This is a genomic window from Streptomyces sp. NBC_00448, from assembly GCF_036014115.1.
Lineage (GTDB): Bacteria > Actinomycetota > Actinomycetes > Streptomycetales > Streptomycetaceae > Actinacidiphila.
Genome location: NZ_CP107913.1, coordinates 8,909,417 through 8,933,795 on the forward strand (window position 1 = coordinate 8,909,417; position 24,379 = coordinate 8,933,795).

The window sequence follows — 24,379 nt, forward strand, 5'->3', positions numbered from 1 at the left end:
AGACCGCACTCGTGCCACAGGTGGTGAGTTCCAGGTGACCGCCCCTTCCGTCCCCTCCTCCCCGTCCGGTCCGCCCCAGGGCCGCGGCGACCTCTTCGACCCGCTGTGCCCGACCCGGCGCCTGCTCGACCGGATCGGGACCAAGTGGACGTCGATGGCCGTCAAGGTGCTGGCGGAGGCGTCCCCGGACGAGGTGCGCTTCGCGGAACTCCAGCGCCGTATGGCGGGCGTCTCGCAGAAGATGCTGTCGGTCACGCTGCGCGGACTGACCCGCGACGGTCTCGTCAGCCGTCGCGTCGAACCCACGGTGCCGCCCCGCGTCCACTACCGCCTCACGGAGTTGGGGCTCTCCCTGGAGGGCCCGCTGTCCGCGGTCAGGGACTGGGCCGAGCAGCACATGGCCGAGATCGACCGCGCCCACGCACGGGCCGACGCCCACCCGTCCGACGCCCACCCGTCCGACGGCTGACCCGCCGGACCCCACGCGGCGGCCGCCGGACCGGCCGCGCCCGCCCGTCGGCCCCCCGACCTCCGGCCCCCGGACCTCCCCCGATCGCCCCCGGGTGACGCCCCGTCACCAGCCCCCCGCGCCCCCCGCACCCGCGACAGCCCCCCGCTTACGTGCAGTTGACCGCGTTTGTCCGCCCGGGCCGCAGAACTTTCCTTGACACTCCTGCGCGGTCGGAGCAACATCGTCATTCACTTCCTGACAACGTTGTCGGGTTCGGTCCCGTCGCCCCGCCCGCCGGGGGGAGAGGCCGTTCCCCTGCCGATCACCCGTACTCCACGAAGGGCAGGATTGGTGCCAGACTCAACCCCGCACCGGACGGTCGGAACCCGCCGCAGGCGCAGAGCCGTCTGCGCGCTGGCCGCGGCGACCGCACTCCTCGGGCTCGGCCTCGGCGCCGGGACCGCCGACGCGGCGCCCTCGCACGGCGCGCCCGCCGACCCGGCCTCGGCCGTCAACCCGCTGATCGGAACGTCGAACGCGGGCAACACCTACCCCGGCTCCGTGGTGCCGTTCGGCATGCTCGCGTGGAGCCCGCAGAACTCGACGGGCAACCAGTTCTCCACGCCGGCGCCCGGCGGCTACCGCTACGACGCCACGAAGATCCGCGGCTTCAGCCTGACCCACCTCAACGGCGTGGGCTGCTCCGGCGCGAACGGGGACATCCCGATCATGCCGTACGTCGGCGACGTCGACTCCTCGCCGAGCGCGGACACCAAGGACGCCACCTACGCGAGCACCTTCAGCCACGCGAACGAGACCGCGTCGCCCGGCTACTACAAGGTCGGCCTGGACAGCGGCGCGAGCGCCGAGCTGACCAGCACCGCCCGTACCGGCACGGGGGAGTTCGGCTTCCCGGCGGACAAGCCCGCGAGCATGCTGCTGCGCACCTCCAACTCCGAGAGCGGCAGCAGCGCGGCCGACGTCCACGTGGACGCCGCGACCCGGACCGTCACCGGCTCGGTGAGCGCGGGCAACTTCTGCGGCCCGCAGAGCGCGAACAACCGGCACGACCTGTACACCCTGTACTTCACCGCGCACTTCGACCAGCCGTTCGCGAAGGTCGGCACCTGGACCGACGACACGCTGAAGCCCGGCTCCACCTCGGCCTCCGGCGGCACCGGCTACAACTCCAGCGGCAACCCGACCGCGGGCAAGGGCTCCGGCGCCTACGTCACCTTCGCCCAGGGCACGAAGAACGTGCAGGCCAAGGTCGCGATCTCGTACGTCAGCGCCGCGAACGCCGAGGCGAACCTGCGCGCGGAGAACCCGGCGGGCAAGTCCTTCGCCGCGGTCCACGCCCAGGCGGTCGCCGCGTGGAACACCGCGCTGCGCAAGGTCCAGGTCTCCGGCGGCAGTTCCGACCAGACCAGCACCTTCTACACCGCGCTCTACCACTCGATGCTGGAGCCGACGCTCACCAACGACGCCAACGGGCAGTACCTCGGCGGCGACCGCAAGGTCCACCGGCTCTCCCGCGGCCAGCACGCGCAGTACGGCACCTTCTCCGGCTGGGACCAGTACCGCGCCCAGGTGCAGCTGTTGACGCTGCTCCAGCCCAAGGTCGGCAGCGACTACGCCCAGTCGCTGTTCAACTACGCGAACCAGCGCGGCGGTGAATGGGACCGCTGGCTGCTGGAGAACGGCAAGACCAGCGTCATGTCCGGCGACCCCTCCGACGCGGCGCTCGCCGGGATCTACGCCTTCGGCGGCACCGACTTCGACGTCAAGGGCGCCCTCGCCTCGCTGGTCAAGGCCGCCACCGTGCCGACCGCGAACGACTCCGACAGCTCCGGCTGCAACGTCGAGTGCGTCGGCCAGCGCCCCGCGCTGGACCAGTACAAGGCGCTCGGTTACGTGCCGGCCGACAACTGCCACTGCTGGGGCGGCGCCGCCGAGACGTTGGAGGACGCCGCGGCCGACTTCGGCATCTCGCAGCTGGCCGGCCAGCTCGGCGACCGCTCCGACGCGCAGAAGTTCGCGCAGCGCAGCGGCAGTTGGAGCAACGTCTTCGACCCGAACGCCACCACGCAGGGCGGTTGGATGCGCAACCGCAACTCCGACGGCTCCTGGGCCGGCACCAACTTCAGCCCCGCCACCGGCGACGGCTTCGTGGAGGGCACCAGCTCGCAGTACAGCTGGATGGTCTACTCCGACATCGCCGGCCTCGCCCAGGCGATGGGCGGGAACAAGGCGGCCATCGAACGCCTCGACGCCTTCTTCCACGACGCCGACGGCAGCTTCGACTTCACCGCCGACGACCCGACGAAGAACGACCCGACCAACGAGCCCGACATCAACGCGGCCTACCTGTACGACTACTTCGGCGCGCCCTACAAGACGCAGGAGACCACCCGCGCCGAGACCGACACGCTGTGGACGAACACCCCCGGCGGCATCCCCGGCAACGACGACGCGGGCACCATGTCGTCCTGGTACGTCTTCTCCGCGCTCGGCCTGTACCCGCAGGTCCCCAGCCGGGCCGACCTGGTGCTCACCGCGCCGGTCTTCCCGCACGCGGTGATCCACACCGGCCTGGGCCGGACCATCACGGTCAACGCGCCGCAGACCTCGGCGAAGAACGTCTACATCCAGAGCCTGCGCACCAACGGCAGGAGCTCCGACCAGCCCTGGGTCCCCGCCTCCTTCGTCACCCACGGCGGCACCCTGGACTACACCCTGGGCAGCACCCCGAACACCAAGTGGGGCAGTGCCGCCAAGGACGCGCCGCCGTCCTACCGCGACGGTGAGGCGCCGTTCTTCGCCAGCACCGCGCCCGGGGCGGTCAAGGCCGAGCCCGGCACGTCGGCGGACAGCACGCTGAGCGTCTCGACGATCCGCGACAGCCGCCAGGACGTGCGCTGGTCGGCCGACGTGCCGGACGGCATCACGCTCACCCCGGCGAGCGGGCGGATCGGCCTGTCCGCGAACGGCACCGCCACCGCGAAGCTGTCGGTCTCGGTCGCCGCGGGCACCAAGCCGGGCGTCTACGCCGTCCCGATCACCCTGACCTCCTCGGCTGCCGGCTCCGGCAGCACCCCCGCCCCCAAGGCGTGGCTGTCGGTGACGGTCGGGGTGAAGGGCAGCATCAGCTGGTACGTCAACAACCGCGGCATATCGGCCGACGACGACAACCCGGCGGCCGACTTCGACGGCGGCGGCTGGAGTTACTCGGCGAAGGCGCTGGCCGCGGCCGGCGTCACCCCGGGCGGCACCGTCTCGGCGGGCGGCTTCGACTTCACCTGGCCGCAGGTGACGCCGGGCGCCCCCGACAACATCCAGGTCGGCGGCGGTGACCAGGTGCTCGACGTCTCCAAGACCGCGGCGGGCGCCACCCGGCTCAGCCTGCTGGGCAGCGCCGACGACGGCCCCACCAGCGGCACGGCCACCCTCACCTACACCGACGGCACCACCCAGCAGGCCGACATCGGCTTCAGCGACTGGACCCTCGGCGGCGGCGGTGACCAGCCCTCCTTCGGCAACGTCACGGCGGTGCACACCACGTACCGCGACGTCATGGGCAGCAGCACCGACCCGGTGGGCACCGATGTCTTCGCGACCGCGGCCATCACCCTCCAGGCGGGCAAGCAGCTCGCCTCGGTGACGCTGCCGGCCACCACCACGGGAGGCGACATGCACGTCTTCGCGGTGGCGACGGCGTGACCGACGGCGCGGGCGGCCGTCCCCGGACCGAGCACGCGGGTCCGGGGGCGGCCGCCCGCGCCCGCTCAGCCGGCCGGGCGGACGGACACCGTGCGGGTCCCGGCGGTCAGCCCGTCGAGCAGCACGCACCCGTCCTGGGCCCGGGCGGCGTACGCCTTGGCCTTCCTTCCGTTCCACGCGAGCTTGCCGTCGACGTGCACCGTGACGTGGTGTCCGTCGGTGGGCAGGGCGACGCTGCCCCGGGTGCCACGCGGCACCCGGACGGTCAGGGCGAACGTGCCCCGGCCGGGATGGTGCCAGTCCACCCCGAGCGGGCCGCGCGGGGTGGGCACCTGGCCGCGCGCCCAGGCGACCGAGCCGGGGCGGGGGCGCACCGACCAGGTGGTGAAGCCCGGCGCGGTCGGCCGGACGCCGAGCAACTCGTTGGTGAGCGCCGGCACCACGCCGGTCGACCAGCCGTGCGCCATGCTGGTGTACGAGCCTTCGTACAGCGAGCCGTCGGGGCCGATCCCCTCCCAGCTGGTGATGCCCGGGTCGTGGGTGTCCATCCAGCCGTAGGTGCGGCGGATCTGGTCCAGCGCGGAGTCCTCCCGGCCGCTGCGGAAGCGGGCGACCAGCTCCGGGTAGGAGGTGAAGGCGTAGACCCGCTGCGAGGCGCCGTCGAAGATGGTGTCGTTGTCCATGAAGGCGTTGCCGTACGGCAGTACCGTCGTGGCGTCCAGGTGGGCGAGGGCGGACGCGGCCCGGGTGGCGTCGGCCACGCCGGCGGTGATCGCGATCGCGTTGCCGTCCTGGGCGTGCCGGGCCGGGCCGCTGGAGGAGTCCAGGTAGGCGCCGGCGGCCGCGTCCCACAGATGGGCGTTGACGGCGGCGGCGACCGTGGTCGCCCGGTCCGTCCAGCGGCCGGCGTCGGCGGAGTTGCCCAGGTACGTCGCGATCGAGGCGGCGTCGGTGAGGGCCTGCACGTAGTTGGCGTTGTAGTAGGTGATCTGCCCGGTGCGGCCGAGGAAGGCGTAGTCGCCGTACCCCGACGTGCCGTTGAGCCCCTTGCTGAGCAGACCGTCCCCGTCGGTCACCGACGGGTACCAGGAGTCGAGCACCTTCGTCAGGTGCGGGTAGTAGCCGGTGGCGTAGGCGCGGTCGCCGGTGTGCAGGACGTAGTCCCAGCTGCAGGTCACCCACCACAGCGGATAGTCGAACAGCGGCAGGGTGTAGCCGTTGATCGACGCGGGCGGTATCCAGCCGTCGGAGCGCTGGTGGTCGGCGAGGTCGGCGAGCACGTTGCGGGCGGCCGCGGCCGCGTCGTCGTGGGTGAGGTACAGGGTGCGGGCGGACACCGCCAGGTCGCCGACGTACGGGTCCCGGTCGCGCTTGGCGCCGTCCTGGAGGACCAGCTTGCCGTCCAGGGAGGGGCTGTCGGCGCCGCGGGGGTCGATGTCGTCGGACCGGAAGGTGTCGGTGACCAGCTCGTTGGTGTACGCGGCGCCGTACCAGTAGCGGTTGAGGTCGTCGTCGGCGCTGAGGAACCAGCCGGTGTAGGAGTCCGGGGTGCCGAGGTAGGCGGTGAACTCCAGCCACACCGCGTCGATCGACACCTCGCCCCAGGGCTGGGCGGCCGGCGCGTCGGAGGCGAGCGCGTCCAGGCTGATCTGCAGGTAGCGGAAGCCGTGCAGGCCGTCGGCGTAGACCTGGGTGCCGCTCTGGTAGCCCTTGGTGTCCTTCCAGTCGGCGCCGCCGGCCGGCACCGCGAACTGGTCGGTGCCCTGGGAGGGCACCCCGGACTGGTCGGCCCGGGTGAAGTCGCTGCGGTCGGTGAGGAACTGGACGGTCTCGGAGAACGCCAGCCGCACGCCGGGGGAGTTGCCCGAGGCGGAGGTGAAGGTGACGTGCGGGTAGCCCACCACGACCTTGCCGAAGTCGATCACCACCCGCGGGATGTCGTCGTCGGCCAGCAGCCCCGGGTACACCTCGTTGATCCGGGTGAACTCGCCCTGGGGCGTGCTCTGGTCGGCGGTGACGTTGATCCGCACCTGCGTGGTGGAGACCGTCGCGGCGAAGGGCACGGCCCGCCGCACGGACGTGTTGCCGGTGACGGTGGCGGCGGTCCGCCAGGCCGCGCCGTCCCAGGTCTCGACGGTGAAGTCGGCCGGCACGCCGTCGGAGTTGGACAGCAGCGTGATGCCCGGCAGGGACAGCGGCGCGGCCGTGGTGACGGTCAGGGTGTCCGGGTAGGCCGCGATCGTGTCGTCGTTCCAGAAGGTGCCGGGGTCGCCGTCGATCGCGTTGCCGGCGTCGTAGGTGCGCGGCTGCCCGTCGTCGCCGCCGTTGGGCGCGTGCGAGGACGAGGCGGTCGCCGTGGTGCCGTCCGGCCAGCGCGGCGGCTGCGCCGGCTGCGGGCGGCTCAGCACGGTGACGCCGCCGCCCGGCGCCAGCAGCGCCTGCGGGTCGGTGACCGAGCCGCTGCTGCGCAGCACGCTCACCGGCCGTACGGTCCGGCTGGACGGGCCCTGGACGTACTTCTGCCAGTCGCCGGTGTCGTGCGGGGCCGGGGCGCCGGCCGGGCCGCGGTGGGCGCTGTCCGCGGCGGCGGTGCCGGCGGAGCCGAAGGTGAGCCCGGCGGCGGCCAGCGCGGCGCCGCCGAGCCCGGCCTTCATGACGGTGCGGCGCTGCGGTCCGGGCGGGCGGGGGCCTTCTCCCGCAGGGGTGTTGGGCATGGGGGCGGCTCCAGACGGGAAGACGGTGTGAAACGTTTCAATGGTGGAGTGCGGCTTGAGGCTACAAGCACATCCGAGCTCCGTCCAGGTGTCGCGCCGGGCGAGCCTTCGCGGCCCGCCGGGGGTGCGCCGAAGCTTGAATCGATACGGACGCGGCAGCGCCGGACGGCTTCTGATCATCCGTCAGGCGCCGAACGCTTGACGCCGGGGCCCTTCGTCGTCAGGATTCCTGTCATTCTTGGCATGTCCCACGCCCCGGATTCCATCAGGCCCGGCCTGTATGGAGAGCTGACAACGTTGTCAACGAAGTGGAGTACACGATGACCCGACGGACGCGGCTGCGAAGAGCGGCCACCGCGGCAGTGGTCGCGCTCGCCGCGGCCTGCGCGGCGGCACTGCCGGCGCAAGCCGCCTCGGCCGGCACGGCGAGCGCGGGCGGGGACCTGACCCACCTGGTGAACCCGTTCATCGGGACCCAGGACGACGGCAACACCTACCCCGGCGCCGCCGTGCCCTTCGGCATGGTCCAACTCTCCCCGGACACCGGCCACAACACCGGCTACGACTACAACCAGGACCACATCCTCGGCTTCAGCTCGGTGCACCTGTCCGGCGTCGGCTGCGGCCTCGGCGGGGACCTGCCGGTGCTGCCCACCACCGGCGACATCACCAGCACCGACGACGCGCAGTACGCGGCGCCGTACAGCCACGACGACGAGAGCGCGTCGCCCGGGTCGTACCAGGTGAAGCTCGGCACCGGCATCACCGCCGAGCTGACCGCGACCGCGCGCACCGGCTGGCAGCGCTACACCTTCCCCGCGACCGACAAGGCCAATGTCCTGCTCAACAGCGGCCAGGCGCTGCACAAGGTGACCAGCAGCACCGTGACCGTCGTGGACGACCGCACCGTGCTCACCGCGATCACCGGCAGCGGCTTCTGCCAGGACACCAAGCCGTACACGCTCTACACCGAGACCCGCTTCGACCGGCCGTTCGCCTCCTACGGCACCTGGAACGGCGGCACCGTCACCGCGGGCAGCGCCACGTCCACCTCCACCGGACGCGGCGGCGCCTACGTGCGGTTCGACACCACCAAGGACCGCGCCGTCACCGCCGTGACCTCGCTGTCGTGGACCGGCCCGGCCGGCGCCGCGAAGAACCTCGCCGCGGAGGGGCGCGGCAGCTTCGACCGGACCCGCGCCGCCGCCAAGCAGGCATGGCAGGACCGGCTCGCGCAGATACGGGTGACCGGCGGCACCGACGAGCAGCAGCGCACCTTCTACTCGTCGCTGTACCGGTCCTTCCTCGCCCCGAACGTCGGCGACGACGTGGACGGCCGGTACACCGGCTGGGACGGCAAGGTGCACCCCGCGGACGGCATCACGTACTACCAGAACTGGTCGCTGTGGGACACCTACCGCACCCAGCAGCAACTGCTGTCGCTGCTGGCGCCGCGCGAGTCCCGGGACATGGCGCTGTCGCTGCTGCGGGTGGCCGACGAGAGCGGGCAACTGCCGCGCTGGGGCTACGGCACCGTCGAGACCAACATCATGACCGGCGACCCGGTGACCCCGTTCCTGGTCGACGCCTACCGGCAGGGCCTGCTGAAGGGCCATGAGGAGGAGGCGTACCGGGTGCTGAAGCAGCACGTCGACCACGCGGCGCCCGCCTCCTCGCCGTCCGCCGACCGCCAGGCCGACCCGGAGTACCTGGCGAACGGCTACGTGCCCTACGACCCGACCCGGCCGCAGACCAAGCCCGGTGACGACGACTACCAGCACGGGCCGTCCGCGACGCTGGAGTACGCGCTGGCCGACGCGGCGCTGGGCGGGATGGCGCGCGACCTGGGCCACCAGGCCGACGCCGCCACGTACCTGACCCGCGGCCAGAACTACCGCAGCATCCTCAACTCGGCCACCGGCTTCTTCCAGGCCCGCGACACCGACGGCGCGTTCGTCGGCCCGACCGACCCCGCCTCCAGCGTCGGCTTCCACGAGGGCACGTCCTGGCAGTACATGTGGCTGGTGCCGCAGGACCTGCCCGGCCTGCTCGACCAGATCGGCGGCACCTCCGCCGGGAACGCGCGGCTGGATTCCTTCTTCGCCTACGACCAGTTGCTCAAGGACCCGGCCGGCACCGCCCGGAACGTGTGGGTCAACGGCCCCTACTCGTACTACAACCAGGACAAGTACAACCCGCAGAACGAGCCCGACCTCAGCGCCCCGTACACGTACCTGTCCACCGGGCAGCCGTGGAAGACCACCGACGTGGTGCACGCCGCGCTGACGCTGTTCACCGACGCGCCCAACGGGGTCACCGGCAACGACGACCTCGGCACGATGTCGGCCTGGCAGGTGCTGTCCGCGATCGGGATCTACCCGATGGCGCCCGGCACCGACGAATGGGGCGTGTCCACGCCGCTGTTCAGCCGGGTGGACCTCAGCCTGGACCGGAAGTACTACCCGAGCGGCCGGCTGACCGTCACCGCGCCGGGCAGCAGCGACAGTGACCGCTACATCCAGTCCGCGCGCCTGGGCGGCAAGGCGCTCACCGACACCTACTTCACCACCGCCGACATCAAGGCGGGCAAGAACCTCGCGCTGACCCTCGGCACCTCGCCCTCGACCTGGGGCACCGCCAAGTCGGCCGCGCCGCCCGCCCTCGACCACGTGCCCGACAACCGTCGGCACACCGCCGCGGCCGCGAGCCCGGCCGCGCCCGGCATCCTCGCCGGGGCCAAGGCCACCGAGGTGGACGTGTCCGCGGTGCTCTCCGGGCCCGGCACGGTGTCCGGTTCGGTGGCGGCCTCCTCCGCCGGACCGCTGACCGTCGACCCGGCGCGGACCTCCTTCACCGTCGAGTCCAAGTCCCTGCCCGCCACCCACGTGGTGCCGCTGCACGTCTCCGCCCCGGCGGGCACGCCCGACGGCACCTACCCGGTGACCGTCACGGTGAAGCAGGCCGGCGGGCCGACCGCGACCAGGACCGTACCGGTGTCGGTGACGACCGCGGGCTGCCAGGGCAGCAGCGGCTACTGCCCGCAGGACCTGTCCGGGCAGTACGACGTGGACGGGGTCAGCGCGGCGGGCGGCCCCGGCGCGGACTTCGACGGCACCGGCACCAGTTACCCCGCCGAGCAGATGCCGACGCCCGGCACCGGGGTGCTGGCCGGCCGCGCCTACGACTTCCCGGACACCGCGGGCACCGCGAAGAACTTCGTCACCGCCCACGGCCAGACCGTCTCCCTGGTGCCGCGCGCCTACTCGGGGCTCGACGTGCTGCTCTCCGCGCACGGCGGCGACGTCACCTCGACCGCGACGGTGCACTACACCGACGGCAGCAGCGCGCAGCTCGCGCTGAACGCCACGGACTGGGCGGCCGGTTCCCCGCGGCTCGGCGAGGACATCGCCGTGCACGCCGACAGCCGCTACAACAGCAGCGGCGCGCCGGACGGCGTCGCGGTCAACCTCTGGCACCTCTCCGTCCCGCTGGACAGCGGCAAGACCGCGCAGTCCGTCACCCTTCCCGACAACACGAACCTGGCGCTGTACGCGATCAGCGGGCACAACGCCTGACCGCGGCCGATCGTCCCTGATCGCCGCCTGATCGCCCGTCCGACCGCCGCATACCTGCCGGTGCCCCGCCCGCCCGCGACCCCCGTGCAAGCGGGCGGGGCACCGGTCAGTACCTGGAGCCGTCACCAGAAAGGCAGCACCTCCATGAGAAGTGGCCGATCCCACCGCACCCTCGCCAGATCACTGCTGGCAGCCGCGGTGTCCATGGCCCTGACCGTGCCCGCCGCCGGCCTCGCGCACGCCGCGGGCAGCGGCTCGCACGGCGCGGGCGACACCCCCGCGCCGGCCTTCACCACGTCCTTCGAGTCCGGGCAGCCGCAGCCGACCTGGACCAGCACCTCGGAGACCGACGCCAAGGGCAAGGCGTGGGTCTCCGGCGTGACCGCCGGCAACGTGCCGGTGCTGGCCGGCAGTATCAAGGACAAGATCGCCAAGGTCACGGCGAGTTCGGACAACCCGCCCGACGAGACGGCCGGCAAGGCCGCCGACGAGGACCCCAACACCAAGTGGCTGACCTTCGCCACCACCGGCTGGCTGCAGTACGAGCTGTCCGGCGACGTGACCGTCAAGAAGTACGCGCTCACCTCGGCCAACGACAGCCCGGACCGCGACCCGAAGGACTTCGAGCTGCAGGGCTCGGCCGACGGCTCCACCTGGACCACCGTGGACAGCGAGAGCGGTCAGAAGTTCGCCAACCGCTTCTCGTCGGACATCTTCGACGTGGCCCACCCCGGCGCCTACCGCTACTACCGGCTCAACGTCACGGCCAACAGCGGCGACACCGGCTCCACCCAGCTCGCCGACCTCATCCTCTCCGACGGCTCCGCCGCCCCGACCCCGGTGGCCGGCATGACCACCGACGTGGGCAGCGGCCCGTCCTCGGGTCCCGACGTCAAGCCGAACGTCGGCTTCACCGGCGCCAAGGCGCTGGAGTACGCCGGCACCCACACCGCGTCCGGCGCGGTGCACGCCTGGAACAAGCTCTACGACGTGCACATCCCGGTCGCGCGTGACACCCGGCTGTCGTACGACATCTTCCCGGAGCTGACCGGCGGGGACCTGAAGTACCCCAGCACGTACGCCTCGATCGACCTGCACTTCACCGACGGCACGTACCTGAGCCAGCTGCGGAGCAGCGCGCAGGACGTGAACGGCGTCGCGCTCACCCCGCGGGCGCAGGGCGACTCGAAGATCCTCTACGCCTCGCAGTGGAACGCGGTCGCCGCGTCCGTCGGCAAGGTCGCCGCGGGCAAGACGATCGACCGCATCCTGATCGGCTACGACGACCCGGCCGGCAGCGCCGCACAGGGCGCCGCCACCCAGTTCAAGGGCTGGATCGACGACCTGACGATCGGCGCGGCCCCGGCGGCGAACACCTCCAAGAGCTACGTCGACCACGTGGACACCCGGCGCGGCACCAACTCCTCCGGGTCGTTCTCCCGCGGCAACAACCTGCCGCTGACCGCGGTGCCGAACGGCTTCAACTTCTACACCCCGGTCACCGACGCGGGTTCGGACAGCTGGGAGTACAGCTACGCGGCGCAGAACAACGCCGACAACCTGCCCGAGCTGCAGGCGCTCGGCATCAGCCACGAGCCCAGCCCGTGGATGGGTGACCGCGACCTGTTCCAGGTGATGCCCTCCACGGCCACCGGTACCCCGGACCTGGACCGCACCAAGCGGGCGCTGCCCTTCAAGCACTCCGACGAGGTGGCGCAGCCCGACTACTACGGCGTGACGTTCACCAACGGTCTGAAGGCCGAGGTCGCGCCCGCCGACCACTCGGCGATCATGCGCTTCACCTTCCCCGGCAACACCGGCGACCTGCTCTTCGACAACATCGACAACAACGGCGGCCTGACCTTCGACGCCGCCAAGGGCACCCTCGACGGCTACGCCGACCACAAGAGCGGGCTGTCCACCGGCGCCAGCCGGATGTACATCCACGCCGAGTTCGACCGGACCCCCGGCACGGCCACCAAGACCACCGGAGCGGGCCGCGACAACGTCACCGGCTACGCGCAGTTCGACACCTCCGGCAACAAGGTGGTGACCATGCGCATCGCCACCTCGTTCATCAGCGCCGACCAGGCGAAGAAGAACCTGGACCAGGAGATCCCGCAGGGCACCTCCTTCACCTCCGTGAAGGACCGCGCCGCGCAGGCGTGGAACGCCAAGCTGGGCAAGGTCGAGGTGCAGGGCGCCAGCGACGACCAGCTGACCACGCTCTACTCCGACCTGTACCGGATGAACCTCTACCCGAACTCCGCCTCGGAGAACACCGGGACGAACGCCCACCCGGTGTGGAGCTACGCCAGCTCGTTCTCGCCGCAGGGCCCCAGCTCCCCGACGCAGACCGGCGCGAAGGTCGTCCCCGGCCAGGTCTACGTCAACAACGGCTTCTGGGACACCTACCGCACCGAGTGGCCGGCCTACTCGCTGCTGGAGTCCGACACCGCGGGCAAGCTCGCCAACGGCTTCGTGCAGCAGTACAAGGACGGCGGCTGGACCGCCCGCTGGTCCTCGCCCGGCTACGCCGACCTGATGACCGGAACCAGCTCCGACGTCGCGTTCGCCGACGCCTACGCCAAGGGCGTGACCGGCTTCGACGCCAAGGCCGCGTACGAAGCGGCGGTGAAGAACGCCACCACCGTCTCGCCGAACTCCGGCACCGGCCGCAAGGGCATCGACACCTCCGAGTTCACCGGATACACCAACACCTCGGTGGACGGCAGCGTCTCCTGGTCGCTGGACGGCTACGTCAACGACTACGGCATCGGCACCATGGCGGCGAAGCTCGCCAAGGCCCCCGGCACCTCCAAGGCCGACCGCGAGCGCTACCAGGAGGAGTCCGCGTACTTCCTGGCCCGCGCGCAGAACTACACCACGATCTTCAACAAGAACGTGGGCTTCTTCGAGGGCCGCAAGGCCGACGGTTCCTGGCGGGTGGCGGACTCGGACTACGACCCCAAGACCTGGGGCTACGAGTACACCGAGTCCAACGGCTGGAACTACGCCTTCACCGTGCCGCAGGACCCGGCCGGCCTGACCTCGCTGTACGGCGGCCAGAAGAGCATGGAGAAGAAGCTCGACACGTTCTTCGGCACGCAGGAGACCGCCCAGGGCGACACCGGGTCGTACGGCGGCACCATCCACGAGATGATCGAGGCCCGCGACGTCCGCATGGGCGAGCTGGGCATGAGCAACCAGCCCTCCTACGGCATCCCGTACATGTACGACTACGCGGGCGCGCCGGCCAAGACCCAGGCGGCGGTCCGGGAGATCGAGCAGCGGCTGTTCACCGGCAGCTCGATCGGCCAGGGCTACCCCGGTGACGAGGACAACGGCGCCACCTCCACCTGGCAGATCTTCAGCGCGCTGGGCTTCTACCCGCTGCAGACCGGCAGCGGCAACTACGAGATCGGCTCGCCGCTGTTCACCAAGGCGACGATCCACCTCGACAACGGCAAGACCATCACCGTCAACGCGCCGAAGAACAGCCGCAGCAACGTCTACGTGCAGTCGCTGAAGGTCAACGGCAAGCCGTACGACAAGGTCTACCTGACCCAGGACCAGCTCTCCAAGGGCGCCGTGCTGGACTTCACCATGGGCGCCAAGCCGTCCAAGTGGGGCACCGGCAGCTCCGCCGTCCAGACCTCGCTGACCCCGGCCGGCGGCACCCCGAAGCCGCTCGCGGACACCACTGGGGCGGGCCTGGGCACCGGCTCGGCGACCGACGGCACCGATGTGTCCGGCCTGTTCGACAACACCTCCAAGACCGCGGTCACCTTCCCGTCCGCGACGCCGCAGATCACCTACGCCTACCAGGGCAGCGGCAAGTCGGCCGAGCAGAAGGCCACCTTCTACACCCTCACCTCCGGCAGCACCGCCGCCCAGGACCCGAAGAGCTGGCAGCTCCAGGGCTCCGACGACGGCGGGAAGCACTGGAAGACCGTCGACACCCGCAGCGGCCAGACCTTCGACGACCGCCTGCAGACCCGTCCCTTCGAGATCGCCCACCCCGGCGCCTACTCGTCCTACCGCCTGGTGGTGACCGCGAACAACGGCGGCACGTCCACCACGCTGTCCGAGGTGGAACTGCTCGCCACATCCGGCGCGAGCACCCACCACTGATCCGCACCCGCCCGAGGCGGCGCCCCCGGCACATCCGTGCCGGGGGCGCCGTCGCGTTCCGCTGTCCGGGCGAGCCGCCTGTGCGCCTGAGCTCGGCTGCCGCGCCGCCGGGGTTGACTGGCGGGCACGGCCGGACCAGGGCGTACGACACGGGTGCAGAGAGGGAGGCCGGGTGGTCGCGGTGGCTGGCGGCGAGGGCGCCGAGCTGGACTACGCGGCGCTGTTCGCGGCGATGCCGGCGGCCTGCGTGGTGCTCGACCGGCAGCTGACGATCGTCGCGGTCAACGAGGCGTACGTCGCGGCCACCGGCAGGGCGGCGGAGGAACTGCTCGGCTCCGGCTTCTTCGACGCCTACCCGCCCGATCCCAGCGACCCGGCTTCGCACGGCGCCGAGGTCCAGCGCAGGTCGCTGGAGGTCGCGCTCACCTCGGGCCGCACCAACATGCTGTTGCTGCACCGCTTCACGGTGCCGCGGCCGGACCGGGCCGGCCGGTTGGACCCCCGCTGGTGGAACGTGGTGAACCGGCCGGTGAAGGGCGCCGACGGGCAGGTGGAGCTGATCATCCACCAGGTCGACGACGTCACCGAGTACGTCCGCTCCGAGCAGGAGGACGAGGGCGCGGTGGACGACGGCCGGGCGGGAGACGGCGCCGACGTCGAGGCGCCGCGCGCGGACATGTTCACCAGGGCACAGGAGTTGCGGCAGGCCAACGCCCGCCTCCAGGAGTCCGCGCTGCGCACCCGCGATGTCGCGCTGGCCCTGCAGCGGGCCATGCTCGCCACCCCCGACCTGGCCGCGCACCCCGAGATCGCGGTGCGCTACCTGCCGGCGCTGAAGGGCATGAACGCCTGCGGGGACTGGTACGACGTCGTGGACCTGCCCGACGGGCGGCTGGCGCTGTCCGTCGGCGACGTGGTGGGCCACGGCGTGGACGCCGCCAGCGTCATGGGCATGCTGCGCAGCGCGCTGAGCGCCGCGATCCGTGTCGCCGACGGCCCCAACGGCGCGCTGGAGACGCTGGGCCTGTACGCGCGCTCCCACGACGGCGCGATGGCCACCACCACGTTCACCTGCCAGCTCTTCCCGCTCAGCCGGCTGGTGATGTACAGCAACGCCGGCCACCCGCCGCCGGTGCTCATGCGCGCCGACGGCACGTACGACCTGCTGGACCAGGCCACCGACCCGCCGCTGGGCGCGCGCCTGGAGCACGTGCCGCGGCCGCAGGCCACCGCGGAGTACCGGGCGGGCGACACCCTGGTGCTCTACACCGACGGCCTGATCGAGCGGCGCGGCGAGGACATCTACACGGGCGTCGACCGCCTGATCGACGCCATCCGCGAGCTGCGCGCGCTCTCCCCGGACGACCTGGCCGACGGCCTGCTCCCGGCCATGACCGACCCCTCCGGCCAGCAGGACGACATCTCCCTGCTCGTCATCCGGCTTTGACGGGTCCTGTTCGCCCGGTGAGGTTTTTACCCGGGCGGTGGGTCGGGGGATGTTTGATTGTGTTTCTTTGTTCGCGCTGTTGACCGAATATTCAACAGGTAGGGACACTTGGCGCCATCCTCCTCTAGTGAAGGGCGTCAGCCATGCCCCGAGTGATGACTCGTGTGTGGAGACTTACCCCGCTGTGGGTGCTGGCCTTGCTGGCAGCGCTGCTGGCCGCGAGCACGGCGCCGGCCCACGCGGACCCCGGTACGTCGATCAGCGTGGACGGCGGCCAGAGCGGCCGGACGTTCGACGGGATCGGCGCGATCAGCGGTGGGGGTGGCAACTCCCGCCTGCTGACGGACTATCCGGCCGCCCAGCAGAAGCAGATCCTCGACTACATGTTCAAGCCGGGCTACGGCGCGAACCTCCAGTTGCTGAAGTTGGAGATCGGCGGTGACGCCAACTCCACGGACGGCTCGGAGCCGTCGATCGAGCACAGCAAGGGCACGGTCAACTGCGACGCGGGCTACGAGTTCTGGCTCGCCGAGCAGGCGGTCAAGCGCAACCCGGACATCGGCCTGTACGGCCTGGCATGGGCCGCGCCCGGCTGGATCAACGGCGGCTTCTGGTCGACCGACACCATCAACTACCTGATCTCGTGGCTGGGTTGCGCCAAGAGCCACGGCCTGGACATCAAGTACCTCGGCGGCTGGAACGAGCGCGGCCACGACGCCGACTGGTACGTGCAGCTCCGCAAGGCCCTTGATGACGCCGGCTACTCCAAGGTGCAGATCGTGGCCGACGACAGCGGCTGGGACGTCGCCGACGACATGGCCAAGGACCCCGACTTCAACAACGCGGTCTCCATCATCGGCGCTCACTACCCCTGCCAGGGGGACGGCGGACCGGCGACGAGCTGCTCCAGCACGAAGACCGCACAGGACAACGGCAAGCCGCTGTGGGCGTCCGAGAACGGCTCGCAGGACATGAACACCGGCGCGCCCGCGCTGATCCGCTCCATCACCCGCGGCTACGTCGATGCCAAGATGACCAGCTACTTCAACTGGCCGCTGATCGCGGCGATCTACCCCAACCTGCCGTACTCCACGGTGGGCCTGGCCACCGCCGGCTCGCCCTGGTCGGGCAACTACGGCATCGGCGAGAACACCTGGGCCACCGCGCAGGTCACCCAGTTCGCCCAGCCCGGCTGGAAGTTCGTCGACGCGGGGTCGGGCTACCTCGGCGGCTCGGAGTCGAACGGCAGCTACGTGACGCTCAAGTCCCCGAACGGCAAGGACTATTCGACGGTGCTGGAGACCACCACCGCCACCGCCGCGCAGACCGCGCACTTCACCGTCAAGGGCGGGCTGTCCACGGGCACCGCGCACGTGTGGGCCACCGACGTCGACCAGCCCAGCGCGGCGACGGACTTCGTGCACACCCAGGACATCACCCCGTCGTCCGACGGCACGTACGCGCTGACGATGAAGCCCGGTTACATCTACACGGTCACCACGACCACCGGGCAGGGCAAGGGCACCGCGACCGCGCCCGCCGCGCACGCGCTGAAGCTGCCTTACTCCGACAGCTTTGACAACGATGTCGCGGGTACTGAGGCGAAGTACGTCTCCGACATGCAGGGTTCGTTCGAGGTGCAGAAGTGCGCCGCCGGCCGGCGGGGGATGTGCCTGCAGCAGATGGCGCCGGTCAAGCCGATCGAATGGCAGGACGACTCCGACGCGTTCACCCTGGTCGGCGACCCGACCTGGACGGACTACTCGCTCCAGTCCGACGTCGAACTGGCCAAGCCCGGCACCGTCGAGCTGATCGGGCGCGCGGGCACCCAGAACCGCCCGCAGTCCCACCAGCAGGGCTACTACTTCCAGATCAGCGACACCGGTGCCTGGACGATCCTGAAGAGCGACGCGGACGGCAACCGCACGGTGCTGAGCAGGTCCGCGACGACCCCGCTCGGCACCGGCAAGTGGCACCGGCTCGGGCTCTCCTTCAGCGGCTCGGCGATCACCGCGTCCGTGGACGGCAAGCAGGTCGGCGTGGCGCACGACAGCAGCTACACCGCGGGCCAGGGCGGGCTCGGCCTCACGTCGTACGACACCGACCAGTTCGACAACCTGTCCTTCCAGAAGACCGGTGGCGACAAGGCCACCGCGGCGCTGGCGGTCACCCCGTCGGCCAAGAGCGTGCAGCGCGGCAAGACCCTGACGGTGTCCGCCACCGTGTCGGTGCCGGCCCGCGCGAAGACCGCCGAGGGCGTCAACGTCTCCCTCTCCGCGCCCGGGTTCACCTTCGACGCCCAGCCGGAGGTGTTCGGGGCGATCCGGCCCGGGCAGAGCGCCACCGCCGTCTGGCAGTTGACCGCGCCGACGGACAAGGCGTCGACCGCGACCGTCAGCGCCACCGCGACCTTCGCGCAGGGCGAGGTCGCGCAGTGGCTGCGGCAGGACGCGCAGGTGGCGGTCACCAACCCGCCGCCGCCGACCGGGGTGAACGACGTGAGCGACCTCGACTTCGTCTCGTCCACGAACGGTTGGGGCCCCGTGGAGCGCGACGAGTCGGTGGGCGGCACCAACGCCGGTGACGGCACCCCGATCACGCTCGGTGGCACGGTGTACCCGAAGGGCCTGGGCACCAACTCGATCAGCGACGTGACGATCTATCTCGGCGGCAACTGCTCGAAGTTCACCGCCACGGTCGGCAACGACGACGACGCGGGGACGTCCGGCAGCGACACGTTCAGCGTGCTCGGCGACGGCAAGACGCTGACGGCCACGGGCACCATCAAGGGCGGTGACCCGGCGCAGAAGATCAGCGCCGATCTGACCGGCGTGCAGACTCTCGACCTCGTGGTGGGCGACGCCGGCGACGGCAACGCCTACGACCACGGGGACTGGGCGGCGCCCGTCGTCACCTGCTCCGGCTGAGCGCCCGCGCGCGAGGCGATGCCGGGTGACCCCGGCAGCCCGGTCCGGCCGTGCCCACGCGCGGCCGGACCGTCGCGCGTGGCGCGGCCGGACGGTTGGGCTCGGCGCGGATGGACGGTTGCGCGTGGCGCGGACGGACGGTTGGGCTCGGCGCGGGTGAAGGAGTGGCGCCGGCGCGGACGGGTGGTTGCGTGCGCCGCGGGTGGACGGTTGCGCTCGGCGCCGCGGGTCCTTCGCCCGCCCTGGCTCTTTCGCCCGGCGCCGAGCCCTTCGCCCGCCGTGCCGCCGCCCGGAGACGCCTCCAACTGCCGCGCTGCCGCCGTACCCTGCTGCCTCCATCCGCCGCGCCGGCGCCACTCCTTCACCCGCTGCCACAGCCGCCCCAGCCGGGTGTCGCTGCTGCCGCAGCGGCCTCTCCCTCGCGCCTCCCAGCCGGTCGAGTTATGACCGTCCGCTTTATTGACGCTGCATAAGCGCGATGATTCACTTCGTCCCTGAGAGCGCTCTCACGCGGTTCAGGGCCAGCCGCAGTTCTCCTCCCCATCCACCACTTCAGGGAGAGCCGTGTCCGTCATTCCCACGCGCCGTGCCATGCTCCGCGGAGCGGCCGTCGCCGCCGCGGTGCCGCTGGTCGGCGGCATCGCCACCGGTTCAGCCTTCGCCTCGCAGCCCGGCCACGCGAACCCCGGTCACCCGCAGCCCGGTCACGGGGGCGGCGCCGACCTGGGGCCGAACGTCCTCGTCTTCGAGCCGTCCATGGGCGACGCGGCGATCCAGGCGAAGCTCGACGCCGTGTTCGCCACCCAGCAGTCCAACCAGTTCGGCACCGAGCGGTACGCCCTGGCCTTCATGCCCGGCAGCTACAACGTCGACGTCAACGTGGGCTTCTACACCCACGTGCTCGGCCTGGGCGACAGCCCGGACGACGTGGTGATCAACGGTCATGTCACCGTCGACGCGCAGTGGTTGGACGGCAACGGCACGCAGAACTTCTGGCGGGCCGCGGAGAACCTGAGCATCGCCCCGCCGGACGGCCTGGAGCGCTGGGCGGTCGCCCAGGCGGGCCCGATGCGCCGCGTCCACGTGAAGGGCGACATGACCCTGTGGCCGAGCCCGCCCGGCAACCAGTGGTCCAGCGGGGGATTCCTCGCCGACAGCGTGGTGGACGGCCAGGTGGACTCCGGCTCGCAGCAGCAGTGGCTGTCGCGCAACGACACCTTCGGCAGCTGGACCGGCTCCAACTGGAACATGGTCTTCGTCGGCACCCAGGGCGCCCCCGCGCAGTCCTTCCCCACGCCGCCCTACACCACCGTCGACCGGACCCCGACCGTACGGGAGAAGCCCTTCCTGACCGCGGACCGGCACGGCGGCTACCAGGTCTTCGTGCCCGCGCTGCGCCGCGACAGCGCCGGCACCACCTGGGCCCACGGCCGGGCCAAGGGCCGCAGCATCCCGCTGTCCGACTTCCACGTGGCCAAGCCCGGTGACTCCGCCGCGGACCTCAACCGGGCCCTGGCGCGGGGGCAGCACCTGCTGCTGACCCCCGGCGTCTACCAGGTGTCCGCGCCGCTGCGGGTGAACCGCCCCGGCACCGTCGTCCTGGGCCTCGGCCTGGCCACGCTCCAGGCCACCCACGGCAACTCCCTGGTGGAGGTCGCCGACGTCGGCGGCGTCACCGTCGCCGGGGTGCTCCTGGAGGCGGCCTCGGCGCACTCCCCGGTGCTGCTGCGGGTCGGCCACGGCCGCAGCCGGATCAGGCACTCCGCGGACCCCACCGCGCTCTTCGACGTCTACGCCCGGATCGGCGGCTCCCTGCCGGGCGGCGCGGGGGTCAGCGTCCAGCTCGACAGCAACGACGTGATCTGCGACAACCTCTGGCTCTGGCGTGCCGACCACGGCCTGGACGGCACCGTCGGCTGGTCGGTCAACCCGGCCGACACCGGCTTCCTCGTCAACGGCGAGCACGTCACCGCCTACGCCCTGGCGGTGGAGCACTACCAGAAGTACGAAGTGGTCTGGAACGGCAACCACGGCCGTACGTACTTCTTCCAGAACGAGCACCCGTACGACGTGCCCACCCAGTCGGCCTGGGTGCACGGCGGCACCAACGGGTACGCCGCCTACAAGGTCGCGGACTCCGTCACCGACCACCTCGCCTGGGGACTGGGGAGCTACTGCTTCTTCAACCTGGAGGCGAACATCTACACCGACCGCGCCTACGAGGTCCCCGACACCCCCGGCGTGGTCTTCACCGACCTGATGACCGTCTGCCTCAACGACGCGGCCGGCGGCGGCATCCTGCACTGCATCAACAGCAGCGGTGACCCGGTCGAGAACGGCTTCGGCACGTACAACATGAAGCGGTACGCGAACGGCGTCGCGACCGTCTGACCTCGCGACCGCCCCTCGTGGCAGGCCGCCGGTGCGGTCCGGGCAGACCCGGACCGCACCGGCGGCCGTCGGCGTGGGGGAGCGGTCAGCCGACCGCCGGCCGCGCCCACTCCTCGATGGTGGCGCCGGCCCGGAAGCGCAGTGCGGGGTCGGCGTAGCGGGCGGCCGGCACCGCGTAGAGCGCGTCCACGTCGGCGCGGCGCCTCGGGTACTGCGCGGTGAGGAGGGCGAGTTCGCCCGCGTCGACCGGCAACGAGGCGGCGGCGAGCAGGAGTCGGGTGGTCGTCTCGTCGGCGCCGGAGTCCTGCGGACCGGGCTGCTGCGAACCGGAGACCTCCGAACCAACATGCTGCGTCGTGTCGTTGGGCGATGCGTCGTTCATGGCGGGGGTCCTTCCGAGGGCGCGGCGCGGGGCGCGCAGGGTGCGGGTCGGGGCTGGGCGGTGTGGGCGGTGCGGTGCGGTCAACCCGGGTACGGTGCCGCGCCGGCCGGCACCCGCAGGTGCCAGTCGGTGGACTGCTGGAAGGCGTCGGCGGCCCGCAGCAGGACCGCCTCGCCGAAGGCGGGTCCGGCGAGTTGCAGGGACAGCGGCAGCCCGGCGGCGGTGAAGCCCATCGGCAGCGCGATGACGGGGTTGCCGACGCTGTCCCAGTACGGCGTGTGGATGAAGCGGAAGAGCGCCTCCACGTCGAGCCGGCCCTCGGCGTCGACCACCGACTCGTAGGCCGGCGCGCCGACCGAGATGGTCGGGCAGGCGAGGACGTCGACCTCGCGGAAGAGCCGGGCGAGCGCGTCCTGGGCGACCCGGCGCACCCGTTGGGCCTGGACGTAGTCGGCACCGGAGACCAGCGCGCCGAGTGCGATGGTGGCGCGGGTGGAGCGGAAGTAGTCGCCCCAGCGGTCGGACAGGTCGGTGCGGTGGTAGGCGAGCGCCTCGCAGGACATGGTGACCATGTCGGCGGTGATCATCTCCGACCAGTACGGCAGCACCGCCTCGACGACGGTCGCGCCGCGCTCGGCCAGCACAGCCGCCGCCGCCTCGAAGGCGGGTTCCACCGCCGGGTCGCTGCCTTCGGGGAAGTGGTGCTCGCGCACCAGGCCGATCCGCACGCCGGTGAGGTCGCCGGTCAGGGCGGGAGCGGTGAACGGCGCGTCCACGCAGTCCGGGTCGCTGGCGTCCGGGCCGGCCAGCACTTCGAGCACCGCCGCGCAGTCGCGGGCGCTGCGGGCCAGCGGGCCGATGTGGTCGAGGCTGTAACCCAGCGGCACGCAGCCGGACTTGGGCACCCGGCCGAAGGTCGGCATCAGTCCGGTCACCCCGCAGAAGGCGGCCGGGATGCGGATGCTGCCGGCCGTGTCGGTGCCGAGCCCGGCCAGGAACAGCCCGCCGGCCACCCCGGTGCCGGTGCCGGAGCTGGACCCGCCCGGCCAGGTCGCGGTGTCCCACGGGTTGCGCGGCACCGGGAACGGCTTGTCGGTGTCGGGCATGCCGCAGGCGAACTCCATGGTGGAGGTCTTGCCGGTGATCACCGCGCCGGCCGCCTTCAGCCGGGCGACCACGGGCGCGTCCTTGTCCGCACCCCACCGGCGGTCCAGGATCAGGCTCTGCGCGGTGGTCGGGCCCTCCGCCATCGCCAGGATGTCCTTCACGCCGAACGGGATGCCGTGCAGCGGGCCGCGGTCCAGGCCGTCGGCCAGCTCCCGGTCGGCGCGCTCGGCGGTGGCCAGTGCGTAGGCGTCGAGCCGGTGCAGGTACGTTCCGGTCGCCGCGTCCAGCCGGTCGGCGGCGGCCAGCGCGGCCCGGGTGAGGGCGGTCGAGGTCACGGTGCCCTCGCGCAGCGCCCTGGCCGCGTCGGTGAGCGTCACCGGCAGGGCGGTGGTGGCGGTTGTTGTCGTGGTCGTGGTCGTGGTCGTGGTGGTCATGGTGGCAGCTCCAAAGTGCTTGGCGGGAAGGGGAGTTGGCGGCAGCGCGACCGGGCGCGGCCGCGTGCTGGGGCGGCTGCGTGGTGGGGCGGCGGGGTGCTGGAACGGCGGGGTGTGGGAACGGCGGTGTGGGAACGGTGCGGCGCGGCGCTCAGGCGCCGGCCGGCGGCGGAGTGTCCACCACGGCCCTGGACATGAACCGCATCCGGTCGCTGCGGGTGTAGATGAACGCCACGTCGAACGGCCGCCCGTCCGGGTCGTAGATGACCTGCTCCATCGCGAGCAGCGGTGCTCCCGGGCGCAGGCCCAGCATGTCGGCGGTGAGCGGGTCGGCCAGTTCGGAGCCGATCACGAACTCGGACTGTCCGAAGTCCGCGCCGGCCGCCGCCATCAGGGCGTACCAGTCCGAGACGAACGGGCTGTCGCCCAGCCGCTCCGCCTCCGGGTAGAGGGCGTAGTTGGTGGCGACGAGCAGCGGTTCCTCGTCGAGCAGGCCGACGTACTCCAGGCGCAGGCAGGGGGTGCCGAGCGGGACGCCGAGGCGTTCGGCGACCGTGCCGGGCACCGGAATCCGGCTGCGGTCCAGCACCCGCGGGCGCATCCGCCGGTCGAAGAGACCGTTGGCGGTGGGCCGTACCGCGCCGTGCGCCTCGGCCAGGCCGGTGGTCACGGTGGCGGTCACCACGTGGGTGCCGACGCCCTGGGTGCGCTCGATCAGACCGTCGGCGCGCAGCATGGCCAGCGCCTCCCGGACGGTGGCCCGGGACATCCCGTGGCCGGCCATCAGCTCGGACTCGTACGGGAGCAGGCCGCCGGGGTAGCCGTCGCGCTGGATGGTGGTCCTGATCATGTCCCGCAGCCGGCGCACCTCGTGGACGCGCGCGCTCTCGCGGCGGCCGGGGGAGGGCGGTACAGGTCTCATCCGGTGCCATGCTGGCCGCATCCGGTTGCCGTGGGGTTTCCGGTCCCGCACGAGCGCGTTGCGCTCGGCGAGCGTCGCGGCCGGCGGGTGCGGTGCGCGGTCCGGCTCCAGTTCCAGCTCCGTCTCCGTCTCCTGCTCCGTCTCCGGCATACGTTCCGCGGTCGCGGCCGGCGCC

The 24,379-nt window shown here is 71.9% G+C and carries 10 protein-coding genes and 1 pseudogene; 7 read left to right on the forward strand and 4 right to left on the reverse strand.

Going from position 1 to position 24,379, the window contains the following annotated elements; all coding sequences use genetic code 11:
- Nucleotides 1–34: 34 nt before the first annotated feature.
- Together OG370_RS38345 and OG370_RS38350 are read left to right on the forward strand one after the other, a co-directional pair.
- Complete coding sequence (locus tag OG370_RS38345; protein WP_328472623.1) at nt 35–469, forward strand: winged helix-turn-helix transcriptional regulator; 435 nt, start codon at nt 35–37, stop codon at nt 467–469.
- A 396-nt stretch (nt 470–865) separates the two neighbouring features.
- Nucleotides 866–4,171, forward strand: a complete 3,306-nt coding sequence (locus tag OG370_RS38350) for a GH92 family glycosyl hydrolase (protein WP_328474824.1) — start codon at nt 866–868, stop codon at nt 4,169–4,171.
- A gap of 65 nt (nt 4,172–4,236) precedes the next feature.
- Here OG370_RS38350 and OG370_RS38355 read toward each other — a convergent pair whose 3' ends face one another.
- Nucleotides 4,237–6,885, reverse strand: a complete 2,649-nt coding sequence (locus OG370_RS38355; RefSeq protein ID WP_328472625.1) for an alpha-L-rhamnosidase-related protein — start codon at nt 6,883–6,885, stop codon at nt 4,237–4,239.
- Nucleotides 6,886–7,205: 320 nt separating this feature from the next.
- Here OG370_RS38355 and OG370_RS38360 point away from each other — a divergent pair.
- From OG370_RS38360 to OG370_RS38380, 5 genes and pseudogenes are all read left to right on the forward strand, one after another.
- Nucleotides 7,206–9,548, forward strand: a pseudogene (locus OG370_RS38360) (GH92 family glycosyl hydrolase); the annotation flags it as partial.
- Between the two features lie 1,056 nt (nt 9,549–10,604).
- Complete coding sequence (locus OG370_RS38365) at nt 10,605–14,594, forward strand: GH92 family glycosyl hydrolase (RefSeq protein ID WP_328472627.1); 3,990 nt, start codon at nt 10,605–10,607, stop codon at nt 14,592–14,594.
- A 172-nt stretch (nt 14,595–14,766) separates the two neighbouring features.
- Nucleotides 14,767–16,041 (forward strand): PP2C family protein-serine/threonine phosphatase, encoded by a 1,275-nt coding sequence (locus tag OG370_RS38370; RefSeq protein WP_328472629.1) that lies wholly within the window; start codon nt 14,767–14,769, stop codon nt 16,039–16,041.
- Nucleotides 16,042–16,205: 164 nt separating this feature from the next.
- Entirely contained in the window at nt 16,206–18,968 is a 2,763-nt protein-coding gene (locus OG370_RS38375) for an NPCBM/NEW2 domain-containing protein (RefSeq protein ID WP_328472631.1), read from the forward strand.
- 591 nt (nt 18,969–19,559) lie between these two features.
- Entirely contained in the window at nt 19,560–21,359 is a 1,800-nt protein-coding gene (locus OG370_RS38380) for an adenylyl cyclase (RefSeq protein ID WP_328472633.1), read from the forward strand.
- A gap of 85 nt (nt 21,360–21,444) precedes the next feature.
- Here the strand turns inward: OG370_RS38380 and OG370_RS38385 are convergent, their stop codons facing one another.
- The 3 genes from OG370_RS38385 to OG370_RS38395 all read right to left on the reverse strand — a co-directional run bounded on the left by OG370_RS38385 (nt 21,445) and on the right by OG370_RS38395 (nt 24,354).
- A complete protein-coding gene (locus tag OG370_RS38385) occupies nt 21,445–21,741 on the reverse strand; it encodes a hypothetical protein (protein WP_328472635.1) in 297 nt (98 codons plus the stop codon).
- Between the two features lie 80 nt (nt 21,742–21,821).
- Nucleotides 21,822–23,282, reverse strand: coding sequence for an amidase (locus tag OG370_RS38390; RefSeq protein WP_328472637.1), 1,461 nt, complete (start codon nt 23,280–23,282; stop codon nt 21,822–21,824).
- Between the two features lie 151 nt (nt 23,283–23,433).
- Nucleotides 23,434–24,354, reverse strand: a complete 921-nt coding sequence (locus OG370_RS38395) for a GntR family transcriptional regulator (RefSeq protein WP_328472639.1) — start codon at nt 24,352–24,354, stop codon at nt 23,434–23,436.
- Nucleotides 24,355–24,379 lie beyond the last annotated feature (25 nt).